The 16,106-nt window shown below is 71.7% G+C and carries 17 protein-coding genes; 7 read left to right on the top strand and 10 right to left on the bottom strand.

Going from position 1 to position 16,106, the window contains the following annotated elements:
• Positions 1-23: 23 nt before the first annotated feature.
• Positions 24-581 carry an acyl-CoA thioesterase gene (locus tag RKD23_RS22655; protein ID WP_424855325.1) on the bottom strand — a complete coding sequence of 186 codons (558 nt, stop codon included), beginning with the start codon at positions 579-581 and terminating at the stop codon, positions 24-26.
• Positions 582-700: 119 nt separating this feature from the next.
• Between RKD23_RS22655 and RKD23_RS22650 the strand changes: the two genes are divergently transcribed.
• Positions 701-1,987: an LCP family protein gene (locus RKD23_RS22650; protein ID WP_424855324.1), complete on the top strand. Its 1,287-nt coding sequence runs from the start codon at positions 701-703 to the stop codon at positions 1,985-1,987.
• A gap of 7 nt (positions 1,988-1,994) precedes the next feature.
• Here the strand turns inward: RKD23_RS22650 and RKD23_RS22645 are convergent, their stop codons facing one another.
• From RKD23_RS22645 to RKD23_RS22635, 3 genes are all read right to left on the bottom strand, one after another.
• Positions 1,995-2,795: a class I SAM-dependent methyltransferase gene (locus tag RKD23_RS22645; RefSeq protein ID WP_424855323.1), complete on the bottom strand. Its 801-nt coding sequence runs from the start codon at positions 2,793-2,795 to the stop codon at positions 1,995-1,997.
• 8 nt (positions 2,796-2,803) lie between these two features.
• Positions 2,804-3,625, bottom strand: coding sequence for an SAM-dependent methyltransferase (locus tag RKD23_RS22640; RefSeq protein WP_424855322.1), 822 nt, complete (start codon positions 3,623-3,625; stop codon positions 2,804-2,806).
• Positions 3,626-3,769: 144 nt separating this feature from the next.
• Entirely contained in the window at positions 3,770-4,927 is a 1,158-nt protein-coding gene (locus RKD23_RS22635) for an acyl-CoA dehydrogenase (protein ID WP_424855321.1), read from the bottom strand.
• Between the two features lie 212 nt (positions 4,928-5,139).
• Here RKD23_RS22635 and RKD23_RS22630 point away from each other — a divergent pair, with 212 nt between their 5' ends.
• Positions 5,140-6,483: a UDP-glucose dehydrogenase family protein gene (locus tag RKD23_RS22630; RefSeq protein WP_424855320.1), complete on the top strand. Its 1,344-nt coding sequence runs from the start codon at positions 5,140-5,142 to the stop codon at positions 6,481-6,483.
• A 113-nt stretch (positions 6,484-6,596) separates the two neighbouring features.
• Here RKD23_RS22630 and RKD23_RS22625 read toward each other — a convergent pair whose 3' ends face one another.
• Positions 6,597-7,097, bottom strand: coding sequence for a CGNR zinc finger domain-containing protein (locus tag RKD23_RS22625; protein ID WP_424855319.1), 501 nt, complete (start codon positions 7,095-7,097; stop codon positions 6,597-6,599).
• 117 nt (positions 7,098-7,214) lie between these two features.
• Here RKD23_RS22625 and RKD23_RS22620 point away from each other — a divergent pair, with 117 nt between their 5' ends.
• A complete protein-coding gene (locus tag RKD23_RS22620; protein WP_424855318.1) occupies positions 7,215-7,574 on the top strand; it encodes a VOC family protein in 360 nt (119 codons plus the stop codon).
• Positions 7,575-7,578: 4 nt separating this feature from the next.
• On the opposite strand, the gene RKD23_RS22615 is transcribed toward RKD23_RS22620, so the two are convergent.
• Positions 7,579-8,376 (bottom strand): AraC family transcriptional regulator, encoded by a 798-nt coding sequence (locus tag RKD23_RS22615; RefSeq protein WP_424855317.1) that lies wholly within the window; start codon positions 8,374-8,376, stop codon positions 7,579-7,581.
• A gap of 49 nt (positions 8,377-8,425) precedes the next feature.
• Between RKD23_RS22615 and RKD23_RS22610 the strand changes: the two genes are divergently transcribed.
• Positions 8,426-8,869, top strand: coding sequence for a DUF2000 family protein (locus RKD23_RS22610; RefSeq protein ID WP_424855316.1), 444 nt, complete (start codon positions 8,426-8,428; stop codon positions 8,867-8,869).
• A 124-nt stretch (positions 8,870-8,993) separates the two neighbouring features.
• The gene (locus RKD23_RS22605; RefSeq protein WP_424855315.1) at positions 8,994-10,025 is read left to right on the top strand and encodes a hypothetical protein; all 1,032 of its coding nucleotides are present in this window, start codon (positions 8,994-8,996) and stop codon (positions 10,023-10,025) included.
• 83 nt (positions 10,026-10,108) lie between these two features.
• On the opposite strand, the gene RKD23_RS22600 is transcribed toward RKD23_RS22605, so the two are convergent.
• Entirely contained in the window at positions 10,109-11,206 is a 1,098-nt protein-coding gene (locus RKD23_RS22600) for a dipeptidase (protein WP_424855314.1), read from the bottom strand.
• A gap of 183 nt (positions 11,207-11,389) precedes the next feature.
• Here RKD23_RS22600 and RKD23_RS22595 point away from each other — a divergent pair, with 183 nt between their 5' ends.
• Positions 11,390-12,523 carry an alkene reductase gene (locus tag RKD23_RS22595; protein WP_424855313.1) on the top strand — a complete coding sequence of 378 codons (1,134 nt, stop codon included), beginning with the start codon at positions 11,390-11,392 and terminating at the stop codon, positions 12,521-12,523.
• On the opposite strand, the gene RKD23_RS22590 is transcribed toward RKD23_RS22595, so the two are convergent.
• Genes RKD23_RS22590 through RKD23_RS22580 form a run of 3 tightly spaced genes read right to left on the bottom strand, consistent with a single transcriptional unit; the run spans position 12,472 to position 15,340 of the window.
• The gene (locus RKD23_RS22590; RefSeq protein ID WP_424855312.1) at positions 12,472-13,653 is read right to left on the bottom strand and encodes a dipeptidase; all 1,182 of its coding nucleotides are present in this window, start codon (positions 13,651-13,653) and stop codon (positions 12,472-12,474) included. The two genes, RKD23_RS22595 and RKD23_RS22590, sit on opposite strands and share 52 nt — an antisense overlap.
• A 5-nt stretch (positions 13,654-13,658) precedes the next feature.
• Positions 13,659-14,183: a 5-(carboxyamino)imidazole ribonucleotide mutase gene (purE, locus tag RKD23_RS22585; RefSeq protein ID WP_404042106.1), complete on the bottom strand. Its 525-nt coding sequence runs from the start codon at positions 14,181-14,183 to the stop codon at positions 13,659-13,661.
• Complete coding sequence (locus RKD23_RS22580) at positions 14,180-15,340, bottom strand: 5-(carboxyamino)imidazole ribonucleotide synthase (protein WP_424855311.1); 1,161 nt, start codon at positions 15,338-15,340, stop codon at positions 14,180-14,182. The genes purE and RKD23_RS22580 overlap by 4 nt, the downstream gene beginning before the upstream one ends.
• Positions 15,341-15,528: 188 nt before the next feature.
• Here RKD23_RS22580 and RKD23_RS22575 point away from each other — a divergent pair, with 188 nt between their 5' ends.
• Positions 15,529-16,101: a GtrA family protein gene (locus RKD23_RS22575; protein WP_424855310.1), complete on the top strand. Its 573-nt coding sequence runs from the start codon at positions 15,529-15,531 to the stop codon at positions 16,099-16,101.
• Positions 16,102-16,106: the final 5 nt, after the last annotated feature.

The following is a 16,106-nucleotide window of genomic DNA, read 5'->3' as shown; positions in this document are numbered from 1 at the left end:
GCGGGGCGAAGCCCCGGCGGCACTCAGTCCTCGTAGCCCTCCGCCGCCCGCTTCTCGCGGAGCTCCATGATCGCGCGGCGGCGGGCGAGGCGGTGGGTGCGGCGGATCTGGGCCTCCTGGTAGCGGCGGCGGTCGCGGTCCGTCTCCGGGACGACCGGGGGCACACGGCGGGGCTTGCCGTCGGCGTCGACCGCGGCGAAGACCAGGTAGGCCGAGCCGACCTGGGTGGCGGGGGCGGACTCGTTCCAGCGCTCGGCCAGGACGCGGACGCCGACCTCCATCGAGGTGCGGCCGGTCCAGTTGACCTGGGCCTTCACATGCACCAGGTCGCCGACCCGGACCGGCTCCAGGAAGGCCATCTCGTCCATGGACGCGGTCACGGCGGGCCCGCCGCTGTGCCGGCCCGCCACGGCTCCGGCCGCGTCGTCGACCAGCTTCATGATCACGCCGCCGTGCACCGTGCCCAGCAGGTTGGTGTCGCTGTGGGTCATGATGTGGCTGAGCGTGGTCCGGGACGCCGCGGTGGGCTTGCCCGGGATGTCCGCGTTCTCCATGTCGGCGGTACTGGCCTGGTCTGTCATGGCGTCCACCTTATGCCGAACCGGCAGGTGGGAACTTTGTGTCAGCTTGGCAACAGCACTGCCCCCGTTTTCCTCGGTCTCTTGTGGAGCACACGGTCGGGCCCGGCACACTGTTCGGCATGAACGATTGGCCCGAGGGATGGTCCGACGAGAACCGCGGCAGCCGCGGCCCCCGCTACGGCGGCGGCAGCACCGGTGCGCAGCCCGAGGGCGCGCGCGTGATGCGGCAGGTCAGGCGTGGCCCGTCCGCGGGCGGCCGGCAGGCGCCGCCCCAGCACGGCGGAGTCCCGCAGCAGCCGTCGTACGTCGACGGCGGCGGTGACGACTTCGGCGGCTACGACAGCGGCTACAACACCGGCCAGGTCTACGGCAGCCCCGGTGGCGGCGGACCGCGTGAGCCTGGTCACCCCGGCGGGCCCCGGCCCCGGCCGAACTGGCGGCGCCGGATCAAGTGGACCGCGATCACCGTCACGACCGTGCTGTTCGTCACGGCGGTCGGCACCTACTTCTGGGCCGACTCCAAGCTCAACCGCGAGGTCGACCTGTCCAAGGTCATCGAGCGGCCCGAGGCGGGCGAGGGCACGAACTACCTGATCGTCGGCTCCGACAGCCGCGCCGGCATGACCTCCGAGCAGAAGAAGAAGCTGCACACCGGGTCCGCCGAGGGCAAGCGCACGGACTCGATGATGATCCTGCACACCGGCGACGGCGCCCCGACGCTGGTCTCCCTGCCGCGTGACTCGGACGTGGAGGTCCCCAGCTTCGTGGGCTCCGAGTCCGGCAAGACGTACCCCGCGACCGGCCGGCATGTGAAGCTGAACGCCGCGTACGCCGAGGACGGGCCCGAGCTGCTGGTCCGTACCGTCGAGTACAACACCGGCCTGCACATCGACCACTACGTCGAGATCGGCTTCGCCGGCTTCGCGAACATCGTGGACGCGGTCGGCGGCGTCGAGATCGACATCCCGAAGGCATTCAAGGACAAGAACTCCGGCGCCGACTTCGAGGCGGGCAAGCAGACCCTCGACGGCCAGGAGGCCCTCGCCTTCGTCCGTACCCGTTACGCCTTCGCCCGTTCCGACCTGGACCGCACCAAGAACCAGCAGAAGTTCCTCGCCGCGCTGGCGAGCCAGGTCGCGACCCCGAGCACGATCCTCAACCCGTTCAGGCTCTACCCGACCATGGGCGCGGGCCTGGACTCCCTGATCGTCGACAAGGACATGGGCCTGTTCGACCTGGCCGACATGTTCTGGGGGATGAAGGGCGTCAGCGGCGGCGACGGCAAGTCCATGAACATGCCCCTCGCGGGCACCACCGGCAGCAACCTGCTGTGGGACAAGGACAAGGTCAAGACGCTGGTGAACCAGCTCAACAACGACGAGACGGTCACGGTCTCGGGCGACTGACCCCGGCCTACGCGTGCGCGGAGGCCAGCAGCGCCCCGTGCTCCAGCACCAGCTCGCCGTCGCCGGCGTACTCGGCGGCGGCGAGTACGTCGTACGCACTGCGGATGCGTACGACGGTGTCGGCGTCCTGCGCCGTGACGATCAGGCCGATCGTCGCGAGGCCCGCGGCGGCGGCGCTCCACCACTCCTCGACGCCGGCGCGGTGCGTGAAGCGGGTCTCGGCGCAGGCGGCGCCGGTGAAGCCGGCCTCGGTCAGCAGCCCTGTGACCCCCTCGGGGGTGCGGGGGAAGTCCTCGGCGGGGTCCAGCCGGGGCAGGTCCGGCGGGGGTGTGACACCCGCGGCCTGCAGGGCTCGGCCGAACAGCTCCATGCCCGCCTGGCGGCCGGGGCTCCACAGGGTGAGGGCGAGACGGCCGCCGGGCTTCAGGACGCGGCGCAGCTCGGTGAGAGCGGTGCGGGGGCGGCCGACGTGGTTGAGCACGAAGTTGGCGACGACGGCGTCGAACTCGCCGTCGGAGAAGGGGAGTTCGGGGAGGGCGGCTTCCTGGGCGTCGATGCCCCGGGTGCGCGCCAGCCGGGCCATCCCGGCGTCGGCGTCCACCGCGCGCACCTTCGCGCCCCGGGCCTGGGCGGCGAGGGCCGCCGTACCCGTGCCGGTGCCGACGTCGAGGACGTACGTGCCGGTGGTGACGGCGGCGGCGTCCAGCAGGGCCGGTACGGGGTGGGCGCAGAGCCGGGCGAAGGTGGCGTCGTAGGCGTCGGCGCGTCCGGCCCACATGCGCCGTTCGGAGGCGTCGAAGGAGGTCATGGCCGTCATCATGCCTTGCGCCCCACGCCCGCGAAGTGGGTGACGTCCACGGGCTCGCCCGCCTGGTCGGGACGCCAGCGGGAGCAGGTGACGATGCCGGGCTCCAGCAGGTCGACGCCGTCGAAGAAACGGGTGAGGTCGGCGCGGGTGCGCAGGGTCATGGGGGCCGAGCCCTGGCTGTTCCAGTACTCGACGGCCTGGGTCATGGCCTCGCCGTCGACCTCGGTGGTGGGGTGCGACAGGACGAGGTGGCTGCCGGAGGGCAGGGCGTCGAGGAGGCGGCGGACGATGGAGACGGCCTCGTCGGTGTCCATGACGAAGTTGAGGATGCCCAGCATCGTGACGGCCACCGGGCTGTCCAGGTCCAGCGTCTCGGCGGCCCCGCGCAGGATCGCCTCGGGGTCGTGGACGTCCGCCTCGATGTAGTCGGTCGCGCCCTCGCGGGTGCTGGTGAGCAGCGCGTGGGCGTGGGTGAGCACGAGCGGGTCGTTGTCGACGTAGACGATCCGGCAGGTGGGGTCGACGCGCTGGGCGACCTCGTGCGTGTTCTCGGCGGTCGGCAGCCCGGTCCCGATGTCCAGGAACTGCCGCACCCCCGCCTCCCCGGCGAGATGGCGCACCGCCCGCGCGAGGAACGCCCGGTCCGCGACGGCCGAGCGGGGCAGCGCCGGCACGAAGGAGAGGATCTGGTCGCCGACCTCCTGGTCCACCGGGTAGTTGTCCTTGCCGCCCAGCCAGTAGTTCCAGATGCGCGCCGAGTGCGACACATCGGTCCGCAGCCGGTTGACCCGGGCGACGCCTTCGTCGTGCGGCAGGACGGGGTCGGACATGGCGCCTGGTCTCCTTCGGGCAGGAATGATCGGTTGCGCCCTCAACCTAGACACAATCGACCGCTGTTGTCGGCCACTTGACCGAAGACACCGACAGCCCCCGACCGGATGTCCGGGCAGGGGCTGTCATCGAGTCGGGGCGCCTTACGGCAGGTTGCGCGCCATCACGATGCGCTGGACCTGGTTCGTGCCCTCGTAGATCTGGGTGATCTTGGCGTCGCGCATCATGCGCTCGACCGGGTAGTCACGGGTGTAGCCGTAGCCGCCGAGGAGCTGGACCGCGTCGGTGGTGACCTCCATCGCCACGTCGGAGGCGAAGCACTTGGCCGCCGCGCCGAGGTAGGTCAGGTCGGCGTCGCCGCGCTCGGAGGCGGCGGCGGCCTGGTAGGTCAGGGCGCGGGCGGCCGAGATCTTCATGGCCATGTCGGCGAGCATGAACTGGATGCCCTGGAAGTCGGCGATGGGCTTGCCGAACTGCTTGCGCTCCTGGACGTAGCCCTTGGCGTAGTCGAGGGCCCCCTGGGCGATGCCGAGGGCTTGGGCGGCGATGGTGATGCGGGTGTGGTCGAGGGTCTTCATCGCGGTGGCGAAGCCGGTGCCCTCCTCGCCGATCATGCGGTCGGCGGGGATGCGGACGTTGTCGAAGTAGACCTCGCGGGTCGGGGAGCCCTTGATGCCGAGCTTCTTCTCCGGCGCGCCGAAGGAGACGCCCTCGTCGCCCTTCTCGACGACGAACGCCGAGATGCCCTTGGAGCGCTTGGTCGGGTCGGTGACCGCCATCACCGTGTAGTACTCGGAGACGCCCGCGTTGGTGATCCAGCGCTTCACGCCGTTGAGGACGTAGTGGTCGCCGTCGCGGACCGCCTTGGTCTTCATGCCGGCCGCGTCGGAGCCGGCGTCCGGCTCGGAGAGGCAGTAGGAGAACATGCCGTCGCCCTTGGCGAGCGGGGTCATGTACTTCTTCTTCAGGTCCTCGGAGCCGGAGATGATCACCGGCAGCGAGCCCAGCTTGTTCACCGCCGGGATCAGGGAGGAGGACGCGCAGACGCGGGCCACCTCCTCGATGACGATCACGGTGGCGAGGGCGTCCGCGCCCGCGCCGCCGTAGGACTCGGGTACGTGCACCGCGTGCAGGTCGTTGGCGACCAGCGCGTCGTGCGCCTCCTGCGGGAAGCGCGCCTCCTCGTCCACCGCGGCGGCGTACGGCGCGATCTTCGCCTCGGCCAGGGAGCGGACGGCGTCGCGGAGCATGTCGTGCTCCTCGGACGGGCGGTACAGGTCGAAGTCAGCCGATCCGGCCAAGGTCTCTCACGCTCCAAAGACGCTGTGATGCTGGCGCTAATTACCGTTAAGTAACCCAAATTTTAGTGCCCCCGCTCACTTCAGTGATACGTGAGCTAGGCGACAGCGGGAAAGTGCCCGCCCTATGGGGCCCACCTGGGTTCCACCTGCCCCGGCTATGCTCGGGCACCGACCCCCGTCGGTACACCCCTATCGGTCTCCCTGGAGCGTCCATGGCCCTGAAGATCACCGTGATCGGCACCGGTTATCTCGGTGCCACCCACGCCGCCGCGATGGCGGAGCTGGGCTTCGAGGTGCTCGGGCTCGATGTCGTCGAGGAGAAGATCGACCTGCTGCGGCAGGGCCGGGTGCCGATGTACGAGCCGGGGCTCGAGGAGCTGCTGCGCCGGCACGTGGCGGGCATCGAGGGGTCGAGCGGACGGCTGCGCTTCACCACCGACTACGCCGAGGCGGCCGCCTTCGGTGACGTCCACTTCGTCTGTGTGAACACCCCGCAGCGGCACGGCGAGTACGCCTGCGACATGTCGTACGTCGACTCCGCCTTCGCCGCGCTCGCCCCGCACCTGAAGGGCCCCGCGCTCGTCGTCGGCAAGTCGACCGTGCCCGTGGGCTCCGCGGAGCGGCTGGCCGCCTACCTCGCCGAGCACGCGCCCGCGGGGGCGGACGCCGAGGTGGCCTGGAACCCGGAGTTCCTGCGGGAGGGCTTCGCGGTGCAGGACACGCTGCACCCGGACCGGATCGTGGTCGGGGTGCGCAGCGAGCGCGCCGAGAAGCTGCTGCGCGAGGTGTACGCGACGCCGGTCGGCGAGGGCACGCCGTTCGTGGTCACCGACTTCCCGACGGCCGAGCTGGTGAAGACCGCCGCGAACTCCTTCCTCGCCACCAAGATCTCCTTCATCAACGCCATGGCCGAGGTGTGCGAGGCCGCCGGCGGCGATGTGGTCGAGCTGGCGGAGGCCATCGGGTACGACGACCGGATCGGAGCGAAGTTCCTGCGCGCCGGGATCGGCTTCGGCGGCGGCTGTCTGCCCAAGGACATCCGGGCGTTCATGGCGCGCGCCGGTGAGCTGGGCGCGGACCAGGCGCTGACGTTCCTGCGGGAGATCGACTCGATCAACATGCGGCGGCGCGGCCAGATGGTGGAGATGGCCCGCGAGGCGCTCGGCGGCGGGTCGTTCCTCGGCCGGCGGGTCGCGGTGCTGGGCGCGAGCTTCAAGCCGGACTCCGACGACGTACGGGACTCGCCCGCGCTGAACGTGGCCGGGCAGATCCACCTCCAGGGCGGCCAGGTCACCGTGTACGACCCGAAGGGCATGGCCAACGCAAGGCGGCTGTTCCCGACCCTCGGGTACGCCGACTCGGCCCTGGAGGCCGTGCGGGGCGCGGACGTCGTGCTGCATCTGACGGAGTGGCGGGAGTTCCGCGAGCTGGACCCCGAGGCGCTCGGTGAGGCCGTCAAGGCCCGGGTGATCCTCGACGGGCGCAACGCCCTGGACCCGGAGGTGTGGCGGCGGGCCGGGTGGACGTACCGGGCGATGGGGCGTCCCGCGGCCTGATCGCCGTACGGGACCCAAGGAACGGGTGACGCCGTTTCGGCCGAGGCTCAGTCGGCCGAAACGGCGTCTTTTCGCATTCTGCCGCACGGACGGCCACCGGCAGGGCGAGGTCGCTACTTCGCCCGGTAGCGGCGCATCTTCGCGCGGGCCCCGCACACCTGCATCGAGCACCAGCGGCCGCGTCCGGCGGGGCTGCGGTCGTAGTACGCCCAGTGGCAGGTGGTGGCCTCGCAGGCCTTGAGGCGGGTCCAGGTGCCGGCCACCAGCGCCTCGGCGACGGCGGCGGCGACCCTGGAGAGCAGCGGGCCCTCGGCGGCGGGGGCGAGGCGGGCGGAGCCGTCGGTGTCGTCGACGGCGACCAGCAGCGGGGCGGCGGCGAGCAGCGTGCCGAGCGGGGTCACCGCGCGGTGCGGCGGGTGGCCGGCGTGGGCGAGCAGGGCGACGCGCAGGGACTCGCGCAGCTCGCGGGCGTCCGGCACTTCCCCCTGGGTGAGCCCGAGGCGCGCCCGGCCGTCCTCGGTGTCGAGCGCGTCGGCGCCCGACTCGATGTCCAGGGTGTTGACCAGGGACTCGATCAGGGCGAGGCCTCCGGGCGCGGGTGATCTCTCGCTCATGAGGGCACGCTACCTCCCCGCTTTTCCCTTGCGACGTTACTGCCTATGCGGCAGCATGGGGTAACAGTTACCGGTTACCAACGTCTTGCGGTAACCGGGTGTTCCCGAGGAGGAGTCATGACTGTCGCCAAGCTGGGTGCCGTCGTCCTGGACTGCCCCGACCCCGCCGCGCTCGCCGCGTTCTACGCCGGTGTCCTCGGCGGCGGCGTCGAGGGCGAGGGCGAGTGGGTGGACCTGAAGGTGCCGGGCGGACAGGCGCTGGCGTTCCAGGCCGCGCCGGGGTACGTCGCGCCCGAGTGGCCCGCCCCCGACCACTCGCAGCAGTTCCATCTCGACCTGACCGTCGAGGACCTGGACGCGGCCGAGAAGGAGGTCCTCGCCCTCGGCGCCCGCCCGCTGGACACCGAGGACCGCTCCCGCACCTGGCGGGTGTACGCCGACCCGGCGGGCCACCCGTTCTGTCTGTGCGCCTCCTGACGGGCTAGGCGCCCCGGGAGTAGCGGCCGGGGGTGGTGCCCGTGAGGCGCTTGAAGTGGCGGGTCAGGTGCGGCTGGTCGTAGAAGCCGGCCGCGGGGGCCACCTCGGCGGGCGGCAGGCCGGCCAGCAGCAGCCGCCGGGCGTGGTCGACCCGGCGGCCCATCAGGTACTGGTGCGGGGCGAGGCCGAAGGCCGCGGTGAAGGCCCGCACGAGGTGCGCGGGGTGGGCGTGCAGCGCCTGTGCCGCCTCCTTCAGGCTCACCCCGTCGGGCAGCCGGGCGTCCAGCAGGTCGCGCAGCCGGTGGGCGACGCCCCGGTCCGCCGCGGGCGTCGCCGTCATGAGCCGGGGGCGCAGATGGTGGCGCAGCCGCTCGCCGATCAGGGCCAGGCGGCTCTCCGCCTCCAGCGCGTCACCCCGGTCGGCGAGGGCCGTGTGCAGCCGGCCCACCCGGTGGCGCAGCAGCGGGTCGACCAGGTCCGGTCCGTCGACCGCCGGGCCGATCAGCGTCTCGTCGAGCCGGGTCAGGTCCAGGTAGAGGACGCGTTTGCGGAAGCCGCCGGCCGTGGCGGGCGAGCCGTTGTGCGGGACCTGCGGCGGGAGCAGGGTCACGGTGTCGCGGGCGGTGCCGTGCTCGCGGCGGTCGAGGTCGTAGCGGACGGCGCCCTCGTCGACGATCAGCAGGGTCCACACGTCGTGGACGTGCATCGGGTAGGCGTGCTCGGTGAAGCGGGCGTGGAACACCTCGACGACACCCGGGACACGCGGGCGCCACGCGGAGACCTCGTTGCGGGCTGCCACCATGCAAAGAACGTACAAGAACGCGCGGGCGGGCGGTCGGCAGTCTCATGACATGACCACAGGCATGACCACCGAGAACACCCCCGTACGGTTCGACACCAAGATCGCCGTGCTGCTGCGCGAGGACCTGGAGTCCTGGCAGCGGCTGAACGTGACCGCGTTCCTCGTCAGCGGTCTGGGCACGGAGCTGCCCGAGGTGATCGGCGAGCCGTACGCCGACGCCGACGGCACCCCGTATCTGCCGATGTTCCGCCAGCCGGTGCTGGTCTTCGAGGGCACGAAGGAGACGCTGACCGCGGCACACGGCCGCGCCCTGGCGCGCGCCCTGCCCCGGGCGGTGTTCACCTCCGACCTGTTCGCCACCGGCAACGACCGCGACAACCGCGCTGCGGTGCGGGCCGTGCCGGCGGATCAGCTGGACCTGGTCGGCCTCGCGGTGTACGGGCCGCGCAACGCCGTCGACAAGGTCCTCAAGGGTGCGCGCATGCACCCCTGAGCAGGTGAAGGACCTAGGCGGTTCGAATGAAGCCGACCGTTCCCGCTGCGCCGCCGGACGGGCGTTTCAAGATCACTGTGGTGCCATTCGGTTGATCTCATCCAATACCGGACAGGAAGATCGAATGTCTCTCCGAAGACTGGCGCGTTCCCTGGGCAGCCTCGCGGTGGCCCTGGGCGTCGCCATCGCACTGCCCGCGACCGCCGACGCCGCATCCACGACCCGCCAAGGTCCGCCCCTGGTCATCGAGAAGACCGTCGACACGCCGACGCCGTTCACCCAGGGACAGTTCGTCACGTACACCCTCGCCGTGTCGAACTCCGAAGGCGCGACCCCCTCGGGCTCGGTGATCGTCGGCGACGCGCCGCAGGGCCCCGGCCTGGTCATCGTCAGCCTGCAGGGCACGAACTGGGCATGCTCGGGAAGCAACTGCACCTACATGGGCCCCGCCGTGGAGGCGGGGGGTGACTACCCGCCGATCACGGTCACCGCCGAGGTGACCGAGAACGCCCCGAGCGAGGTGTGCAACAACGCCGTCGTCGGGACCGTCGGCAGTGGCACCAGCGACGAGGACACCGTCTGCAGCCCCGTCACGCAAGGCCCCCCGGCCGACGCCGCCGAGCTGTCCCTCACCAAGTCGCACTCGGGCACCTTCGCCCAGAGCGGCACCGGCACCTACACGCTCACGGTCTCCAACGCCTCCGGCGCAGGCCCGACCGAGGGGACGGTGACCGTGACGGACACCCTGCCCACGGGCGTCACCTACAACAGCGCCACCGGCACCGGGTGGATGTGCAGCCAGGCCTCGGGCACCGTCACCTGCACCCGCAGCGACGAGCTGGAAGCCGGGGAGAGCTACCCGCCGATCGCGCTCACCGTCGGCGTCACACCGAGCGCGGCCTGCAGCTTCACCAACTCGGCGACCGTCTCCGGCGGCGGCAGCCAGTCGGACACCGCGAGCGACACGACGACGGTCAGCGGCGGCACCTGCGACGGAGGTGACGGCGGCGACGGCGACGGGGGGTCGATCCTGCCGATCGACATCAGCGGCATCCTGACGGCGTTCAACAACGTCAGCGTGAACAACAACATCAACAGCCCGCAAGGCACGAACACGACGAACCAGAACTTCGCCGTGGACGGTTCCACTTCCTGAACAGCCGGTTCACGGCGGTGGCAGGGCGCATCGGGTCGGGGCCGGTTTCCTTCTCGGAGACCGGCCCCGACCCGTTGCGGGATCTAGCCGTCGAGTTCCGCGATACGGGCCGTGGAGGGCTCGCGGCGCTGCTGGGCCTCACGGGCCGTGAAGTCGGCCGTACGCAGGACCCGTTGGACGTTGCCCCAGGTGAGCAGGGCGAGGTCGGTCTCCGACCAGCCGCGGCGCAGGAGTTCGGCGATCAGGCGCGGGTAGCCGGAGGCGTCGGGCAGGTCCTGGGGGTGGGCTGCGCCGGAGTCGTAGGTGCCGGACAGGCCGACCGAGCCGGCGCCGGCGACCTCGCGCACATGGTCGAGGTGGTCGGCGACGTCCCGTACGGTCGGCCCGGTCTGCTCGGCCGTCAGCGGCACCATGCACAGGCCGCCCGCCGCGCCCAGCTCGGCCAGCAGGTCGTCGGGCAGGTTCGCCGGGTGCGGGCGCAGCGCCCGGGCGGCCGAGCGGGTGCACAGCACCGGTGTCCGGGACACCGCGAGGGTGCGCGCGGCGGTGGCCTGCGAGGCGCCGGACAGATCGGCGAGGACGCCGAGCCGGTTCATCTCGCGCACGGCCTCCTCGCCGAACCGGGTCAGTCCGGCCTCGCTGGCCCACGAGGTGCCGGTGAGGGTGAGCACCCGCAGGCCGAGGGAGTGCAGCACCCGCAGGATGGCGAGGGAGTCGTCGAGGGCGGCGGCCGTGGCCGGGCCGATCAGCACGGCCACCCGGCCGCAGTTGTGGGCGTCGATGACCTGCCCGGCGGTACGGGCCAGGCGCAGCCCCTCGGGGTGCGCGCCGATCACCGACCGCACCAGGTCCAGCTGCTCCAGCGTGGCCCCCACGGCCCGGTCCGCCGCCAGCCCCTCGGGCAGGTGCAGCGCCCAGAACAGCGCGCCGACATGGCCCTCGCGCAGCCGCGGCACATCCGTGTCGACGGCGCTCTCGCCGAGCTGGAGGTCGTACCAGGGCAGATGCCGCAGGGCCCAGGGCAGCCCGCTGTAGCCGTCGGCGACGGGGTGGGCGGCGAGGAGGGCGTGGGCCTCGTCCAGGGGGCCGGCCACGTCCGGGGCGGGCGCGGGCAGCGGCTCCGGCAGGGGCAGCTCGCCGATGCCCACGCTGGTGTGCAGTTCGTCCTGGAGGTCGGCCATGGCAGGCTCCGTACGTCATGATCGGCGGCGTGATCGGCAGTACAGTCACCGTCGCACGGAGGACGGCGGGGCTTCCTGGTGGGCGGGGCGTTCGGGGGTACGGGCCCCTCTCGAAGCCGTGGGGTAGGCCCCCTCGAAGCCGGGCTTGAATCTGACACTGGTGTCAGGTTCTACCGTGCGGTCATGACGCAGACAACGGACTTCCTGGCCCCGGCCCGGCTCGGCCGGCTCGCACTCCCCCACCACCTCGTGATGGCCCCGCTGACCCGCAACCGGGCGGCCGCCGACGGCACCCCGACCGACCTGATGGTCACCCACTACGCCGAGCGCGCCTCGGCCGGACTGATCATCGCCGAGGGCTCGACACCGAACCCGGTCGGACAGACGTATCCGAACATCACCGCCATCCACACCGACCGGCACGTGGCCGGCTGGCGGCGGGTCACCGACGCGGTCCGGGCGGCCGGCGGGCACATGTTCCTCCAGCTCCAGCACGGCGGCCGGGTCAGCCACCCGGCGACCACCGGACTGACCCCGGTCTCGGCGTCCGCGATCGCGCTGCCGGAGACCATCTTCACGCCGGGCGGCCACCAACCCGCCGCCGTCCCGCGCGAGATGACAGCCGGCGACATCCGCACCACGATCGCCGACTTCGCCGCCGCGGCCCGCCGGGCCGTCGACGCGGGCTTCGAGGGCGTGGAGGTGCACTCGGCCAACGGGATGCTGCTGCACCAGTTCCTCACGGCCGGCACCAACCGCCGTACGGACGGCTACGGCGGCCCTCTCGAGCGGCGGGTGCGGTTCGCGGTGGAGGTGACGGAGGCGGTGGCCGAGGCGATCGGCGCCGAGCGGGTGGGCGTCCGGGTCTCCCCCGGCGCCACCGTCAACGGCATCGACGAGGGCGACGAGACCGAGGAGCTGTACCCGGCGCTGGCCGCCCGTCTGCAGGGGATCGCCTATCTGCACCTGGTGCACGCCGACCCGGACTCCGCCGTGTTCCGGCGGCTGCGGCGCGACTGGCGGGGCACGCTGATCGGCAACCCGGTCCTGACGGACCTGACCACGGACGCCGTACGCGCCGGTTCCGAGCGGATGCTGGCCGGCGGCGCCGACCTCGTCGCGCTCGGGCGGCCGTTCCTCGCCAACCCGGACCTGGTCGAGCGGCTGCGCCGGGGCGCGCCCCTCAACCCGGTGCGGGAGCGGTACTTCATGTACACGGGCGGGGCGGCCGGTTACAACGACTACCCCGCCCTCGGCGGCGTCGGTCAGCCGTCGAGCGACTCGATCGTCGCGTTCGACGGCGCCCGGGTCGCCTGAAGCCCACGGGCCACGTCCTCCGCCGCGCCCAGCACCCGTACGGCGTTCTGCCAGGTGAGCTTGGCGAGGTCGGCCCTCGACCAGCCGCGGTCCAGCAGTTCGGCGATCAGCCGGGGGTAGCCGGAGACGTCGTCCAGGCCGTCCGGGGTGAACGCGGTGCCGTCGTAGTCGCCGCCGATGCCGAGGTGGTCGATGCCGGCGACCTCGCGCATGTGGTCGAGATGGTCGGCGACCGTGGCGACGGTGGCGACCGGACGCGGGTGGGCCTCCTCGAAGGCGCGGTGCACCTTCATCGCCTCGGCGGTGGTGTCGAGGTGGTGGAAGCCGTGGGCGCGCATGTTGTCGTCGGCCGCGGCCGTCCAGTCGACGGCCGCCTGGAGCACGAACTTCGGCACGAACGTCACCATGGCCATACCGCCGTTGGCGGGCAGCCGCTCCAGCACGTCGTCGGGGATGTTGCGCGGGTGGTCGCACACCGCCCGGGAGGAGGAGTGCGAGAAGATCACCGGCGCGGACGAGGCGTCCAGCGCGTCCCGCATGGTCGTCGCCGCCACATGCGACAGGTCGACGAGCATGCCGAGGCGGTTCATCTCCCGTACGACCTCACGGCCGAACGCGGTGAGCCCGCCCGCCCGCGGCTCGTCGGTCGCGGAGTCCGCCCAGTCGACGTTGTCGTTGTGGGTGAGCGTCATGTACCGCACGTCCAGCGCGTACAACCCGCGCAACGTGCCGAGCGAGTTGGCGATGGAGTGCCCGCCCTCGGCCCCCATCAGCGACGCGATACGGCCCTCCGCCCGCGCCGCCTCGAGATCCGCGGCCGTCGACGCGGCCCGCAGCTCCCGCGGATGACGCTCGATCAGCTGCCGTACGCAGTCGATCTGCTCCAGCGTCGCCTCGACCGGACCCGGCAGGTCCGCCCGCACATACACCGACCAGTACTGCGCCCCGACCCCTCCCTCCCGCAGCCGCGGCAGATCGGTGTGCAGATGCGCGTCCTGCCGTACGGCGATGTCCCGCGCGGCGAGGTCGTAGCGGACCTGCTCGCGCAGGGCCCAGGGCAGGTCGTTGTGGCCGTCGACGACCGGGAACTCGGCGAGGAGTTCCCGGGCGGCCTCCAGGGAGGAGGTCATCGGCGTCACTTCCCGAAGCCGAAGCCGTTCGCGGCGCCCTCGACCTTGGCGCGCAGGCGCTTGCCCTTCTCGGTGGCCTGGTCGTTGAGGTCCTGCTGGAAGTCGCGCATCTTGCCGAGGAGGTCCTCGTCGTGCGTGGCGAGGATGCGGGCGGCCAGGAGACCGGCGTTGCGGGCGCCGGCCACGGCCATGGTGGCCACGGGCACGCCGGCCGGCATCTGCGCGATGGAGAGCAGGGAGTCCATGCCGTCGAGGTACTTCAGCGGGACGGGGACGCCGATGACCGGGAGCGGGGTGACGGAGGCGAGCATGCCGGGCAGATGGGCGGCGCCGCCCGCACCGGCGATGATCACCTTCAGGCCGCGGTCGGCCGCCTGCTCGCCGTACGCGATCATCTCGCGGGCCATACGGTGCGCCGACACGACATCGACCTCGTACGCGATCTCGAACTCGTCGAGGGCCTTCGCGGCGCCCTCCATGACCGGCCAGTCGGAGTCCGAACCCATCACGATGCCAACAAGGGGGCTCATTCGGTGATCGTGCCTCTCAGGTAGTCGGCCGCGTGGCGGGCGCGCTCCAGCACGTCGGCCAGGTCGTCGCCGTAGGTGTTGACGTGACCGACCTTACGTCCGGGCTTCACGTCCTTGCCGTACATGTGGATCTTGAGCTGGGGGTCGCGGGCCATGCAGTGCAGGTACGCGTAGTACATGTCGGGGTAGTCGCCGCCGAGGACGTTCGCCATGACCGTCCACTTCGCGCGCGGGCGCGGGTCGCCGAGCGGCAGGTCGAGCACGGCGCGGACGTGGTTGGCGAACTGGCTGGTGATCGCGCCGTCCATCGTCCAGTGGCCGGAGTTGTGCGGGCGCATCGCGAGCTCGTTGACGAGGATGCGGCCGTCGCGGGTCTGGAACAGCTCGACGGCGAGGTGCCCGACGACGTCCAGCTCCTTGGCGATCCTGAGGGCCATCTCCTCGGCCTGCAGCGCGAGGGACTCCGCCAGGTCGGGGGCGGGGGCGATGACCGTGTCGCACACGCCGTTCACCTGGCGGGACTCCACCACCGGGTAGGCGACCGCCTGGCCGTGCGGGGAGCGGACGACGTTCGCGGCGAGCTCGCGCACGAAGTCGACCTTCTCCTCGGCGAGCACGGGCACGCCGGCGCGGAACGGGTCCGCCGCCTCCTCGACCGAGTCGACGACCCACACCCCCTTGCCGTCGTAGCCGCCGCGGACGGTCTTGAGGACGACCGGGAAGCCGTCCCCCTCGGCCCCTTCAGGGAGCCCTTCCGCCGCGAAGGCCGCCACGTCGGCGGGGTCGGACACGATCCGGTGCCGCGGGCAGGGCACCCCGATCGCGTCGAGCTTCGCGCGCATGACGCCCTTGTCCTGGGCGTGCACCAGCGCGTCGGGGCCGGGGCGCACGGGGATGCCGTCCGCCTCCAGGGCCCGTAGATGCTCGGTGGGTACGTGTTCGTGATCGAAGGTGATCACATCGCACCCCCGCGCGAACTCGCGCAGCGTGTCCAGATCGCGGTAGTCGCCGAGGACGACATCGCTCACGACCTGCGCCGCGGAATCCTGAGGGGTGTCACTGAGAAGCTTGAACCTGATGCCGAGCGGGATGCCTGCCTCGTGTGTCATACGAGCGAGCTGGCCCCCGCCGACCATGCCGACTACCGGGAACGTCACGCACCCAGGGTATCGGCCACACGGACATGGCCGGTTTCCGCTCCCCCGGGACCGGGGCGGCGGGCGTCTGTCCCCACACATCCCGGCCATCTGTGATCGACCTGTGTGCTCGTCTGCAAGCGATCACTAAAGGGGGGTGGTTAGCATGACGGAGTTGACGATTTCCGACGGACGGGGCCTTCATCGCCATGGAACACGGTTCCTCGGGGCTACATGCTGCGCCCCCCAGTGCGATGCGGCAGCGCGTCGAACGCCTCGTGAGGGAGGCCGCCAAGTTCGGCGCCGTGGGCGGGGCCGGGCTGCTGGTCAACCTCGGTGTGTTCAACCTGGTGCGCAGCGTCACCGACCTTCAGGTGGTCCGAGCGAGCGTGATCGCCACGATCGCCGCGATCGTCTTCAACTACATCGGATTCCGGTACTTCACCTACCGTGACCGCGACAAGAGCGGCCGCACCCGTGAGCTGACCCTGTTCGTCGTGTTCAGCGCGATCGGCCTGGTCATCGAGAACGGCGTGCTGTACACCGCGACGTACGGGTTCGGCTGGGACAGCCCGCTGCAGAGCAACGTCTTCAAGTTCCTCGGCATCGGCATCGCGACCCTGTTCCGTTTCTGGTCCTACCGCAGCTGGGTCTTCAAGGCCCTGCCGCAGGAGACCCCGGCGCAGCCGCCCGCGCAGCCCGTCGGCCGGCCCCACGCGGGGCCCGTTCTGCCGCGCTCCCACGGCCGGGCCTCCCGGCAGCGGGTCAAGCAGCGCGTCTGAGCTGA

Source organism: Streptomyces sp. SAI-170 (assembly GCF_049739565.1).
Lineage (GTDB): Bacteria > Actinomycetota > Actinomycetes > Streptomycetales > Streptomycetaceae > Streptomyces.
This window is presented reverse-complemented; position numbering and strand designations above follow the sequence as displayed.

Bases quoted from the DNA above. Each gene is read 5' to 3' on its own strand.
- RKD23_RS22655 (WP_424855325.1), bottom strand. From the start codon at position 581: ATGACAGACCAGGCCAGTACCGCCGACATGGAGAACGCGGACATCCCG.
- RKD23_RS22650 (WP_424855324.1), top strand. From the start codon at position 701: ATGAACGATTGGCCCGAGGGATGGTCCGACGAGAACCGCGGCAGCCGC.
- RKD23_RS22645 (WP_424855323.1), bottom strand. From the start codon at position 2,795: ATGACCTCCTTCGACGCCTCCGAACGGCGCATGTGGGCCGGACGCGCC.
- RKD23_RS22640 (WP_424855322.1), bottom strand. From the start codon at position 3,625: ATGTCCGACCCCGTCCTGCCGCACGACGAAGGCGTCGCCCGGGTCAAC.
- RKD23_RS22630 (WP_424855320.1), top strand. From the start codon at position 5,140: ATGGCCCTGAAGATCACCGTGATCGGCACCGGTTATCTCGGTGCCACC.
- RKD23_RS22625 (WP_424855319.1), bottom strand. From the start codon at position 7,097: ATGAGCGAGAGATCACCCGCGCCCGGAGGCCTCGCCCTGATCGAGTCC.
- RKD23_RS22620 (WP_424855318.1), top strand. From the start codon at position 7,215: ATGACTGTCGCCAAGCTGGGTGCCGTCGTCCTGGACTGCCCCGACCCC.
- RKD23_RS22615 (WP_424855317.1), bottom strand. From the start codon at position 8,376: ATGGTGGCAGCCCGCAACGAGGTCTCCGCGTGGCGCCCGCGTGTCCCG.
- RKD23_RS22610 (WP_424855316.1), top strand. From the start codon at position 8,426: ATGACCACAGGCATGACCACCGAGAACACCCCCGTACGGTTCGACACC.
- RKD23_RS22605 (WP_424855315.1), top strand. From the start codon at position 8,994: ATGTCTCTCCGAAGACTGGCGCGTTCCCTGGGCAGCCTCGCGGTGGCC.
- RKD23_RS22600 (WP_424855314.1), bottom strand. From the start codon at position 11,206: ATGGCCGACCTCCAGGACGAACTGCACACCAGCGTGGGCATCGGCGAG.
- RKD23_RS22595 (WP_424855313.1), top strand. From the start codon at position 11,390: ATGACGCAGACAACGGACTTCCTGGCCCCGGCCCGGCTCGGCCGGCTC.
- RKD23_RS22590 (WP_424855312.1), bottom strand. From the start codon at position 13,653: ATGACCTCCTCCCTGGAGGCCGCCCGGGAACTCCTCGCCGAGTTCCCG.
- purE (WP_404042106.1), bottom strand. From the start codon at position 14,183: ATGAGCCCCCTTGTTGGCATCGTGATGGGTTCGGACTCCGACTGGCCG.
- RKD23_RS22575 (WP_424855310.1), top strand. From the start codon at position 15,529: ATGGAACACGGTTCCTCGGGGCTACATGCTGCGCCCCCCAGTGCGATG.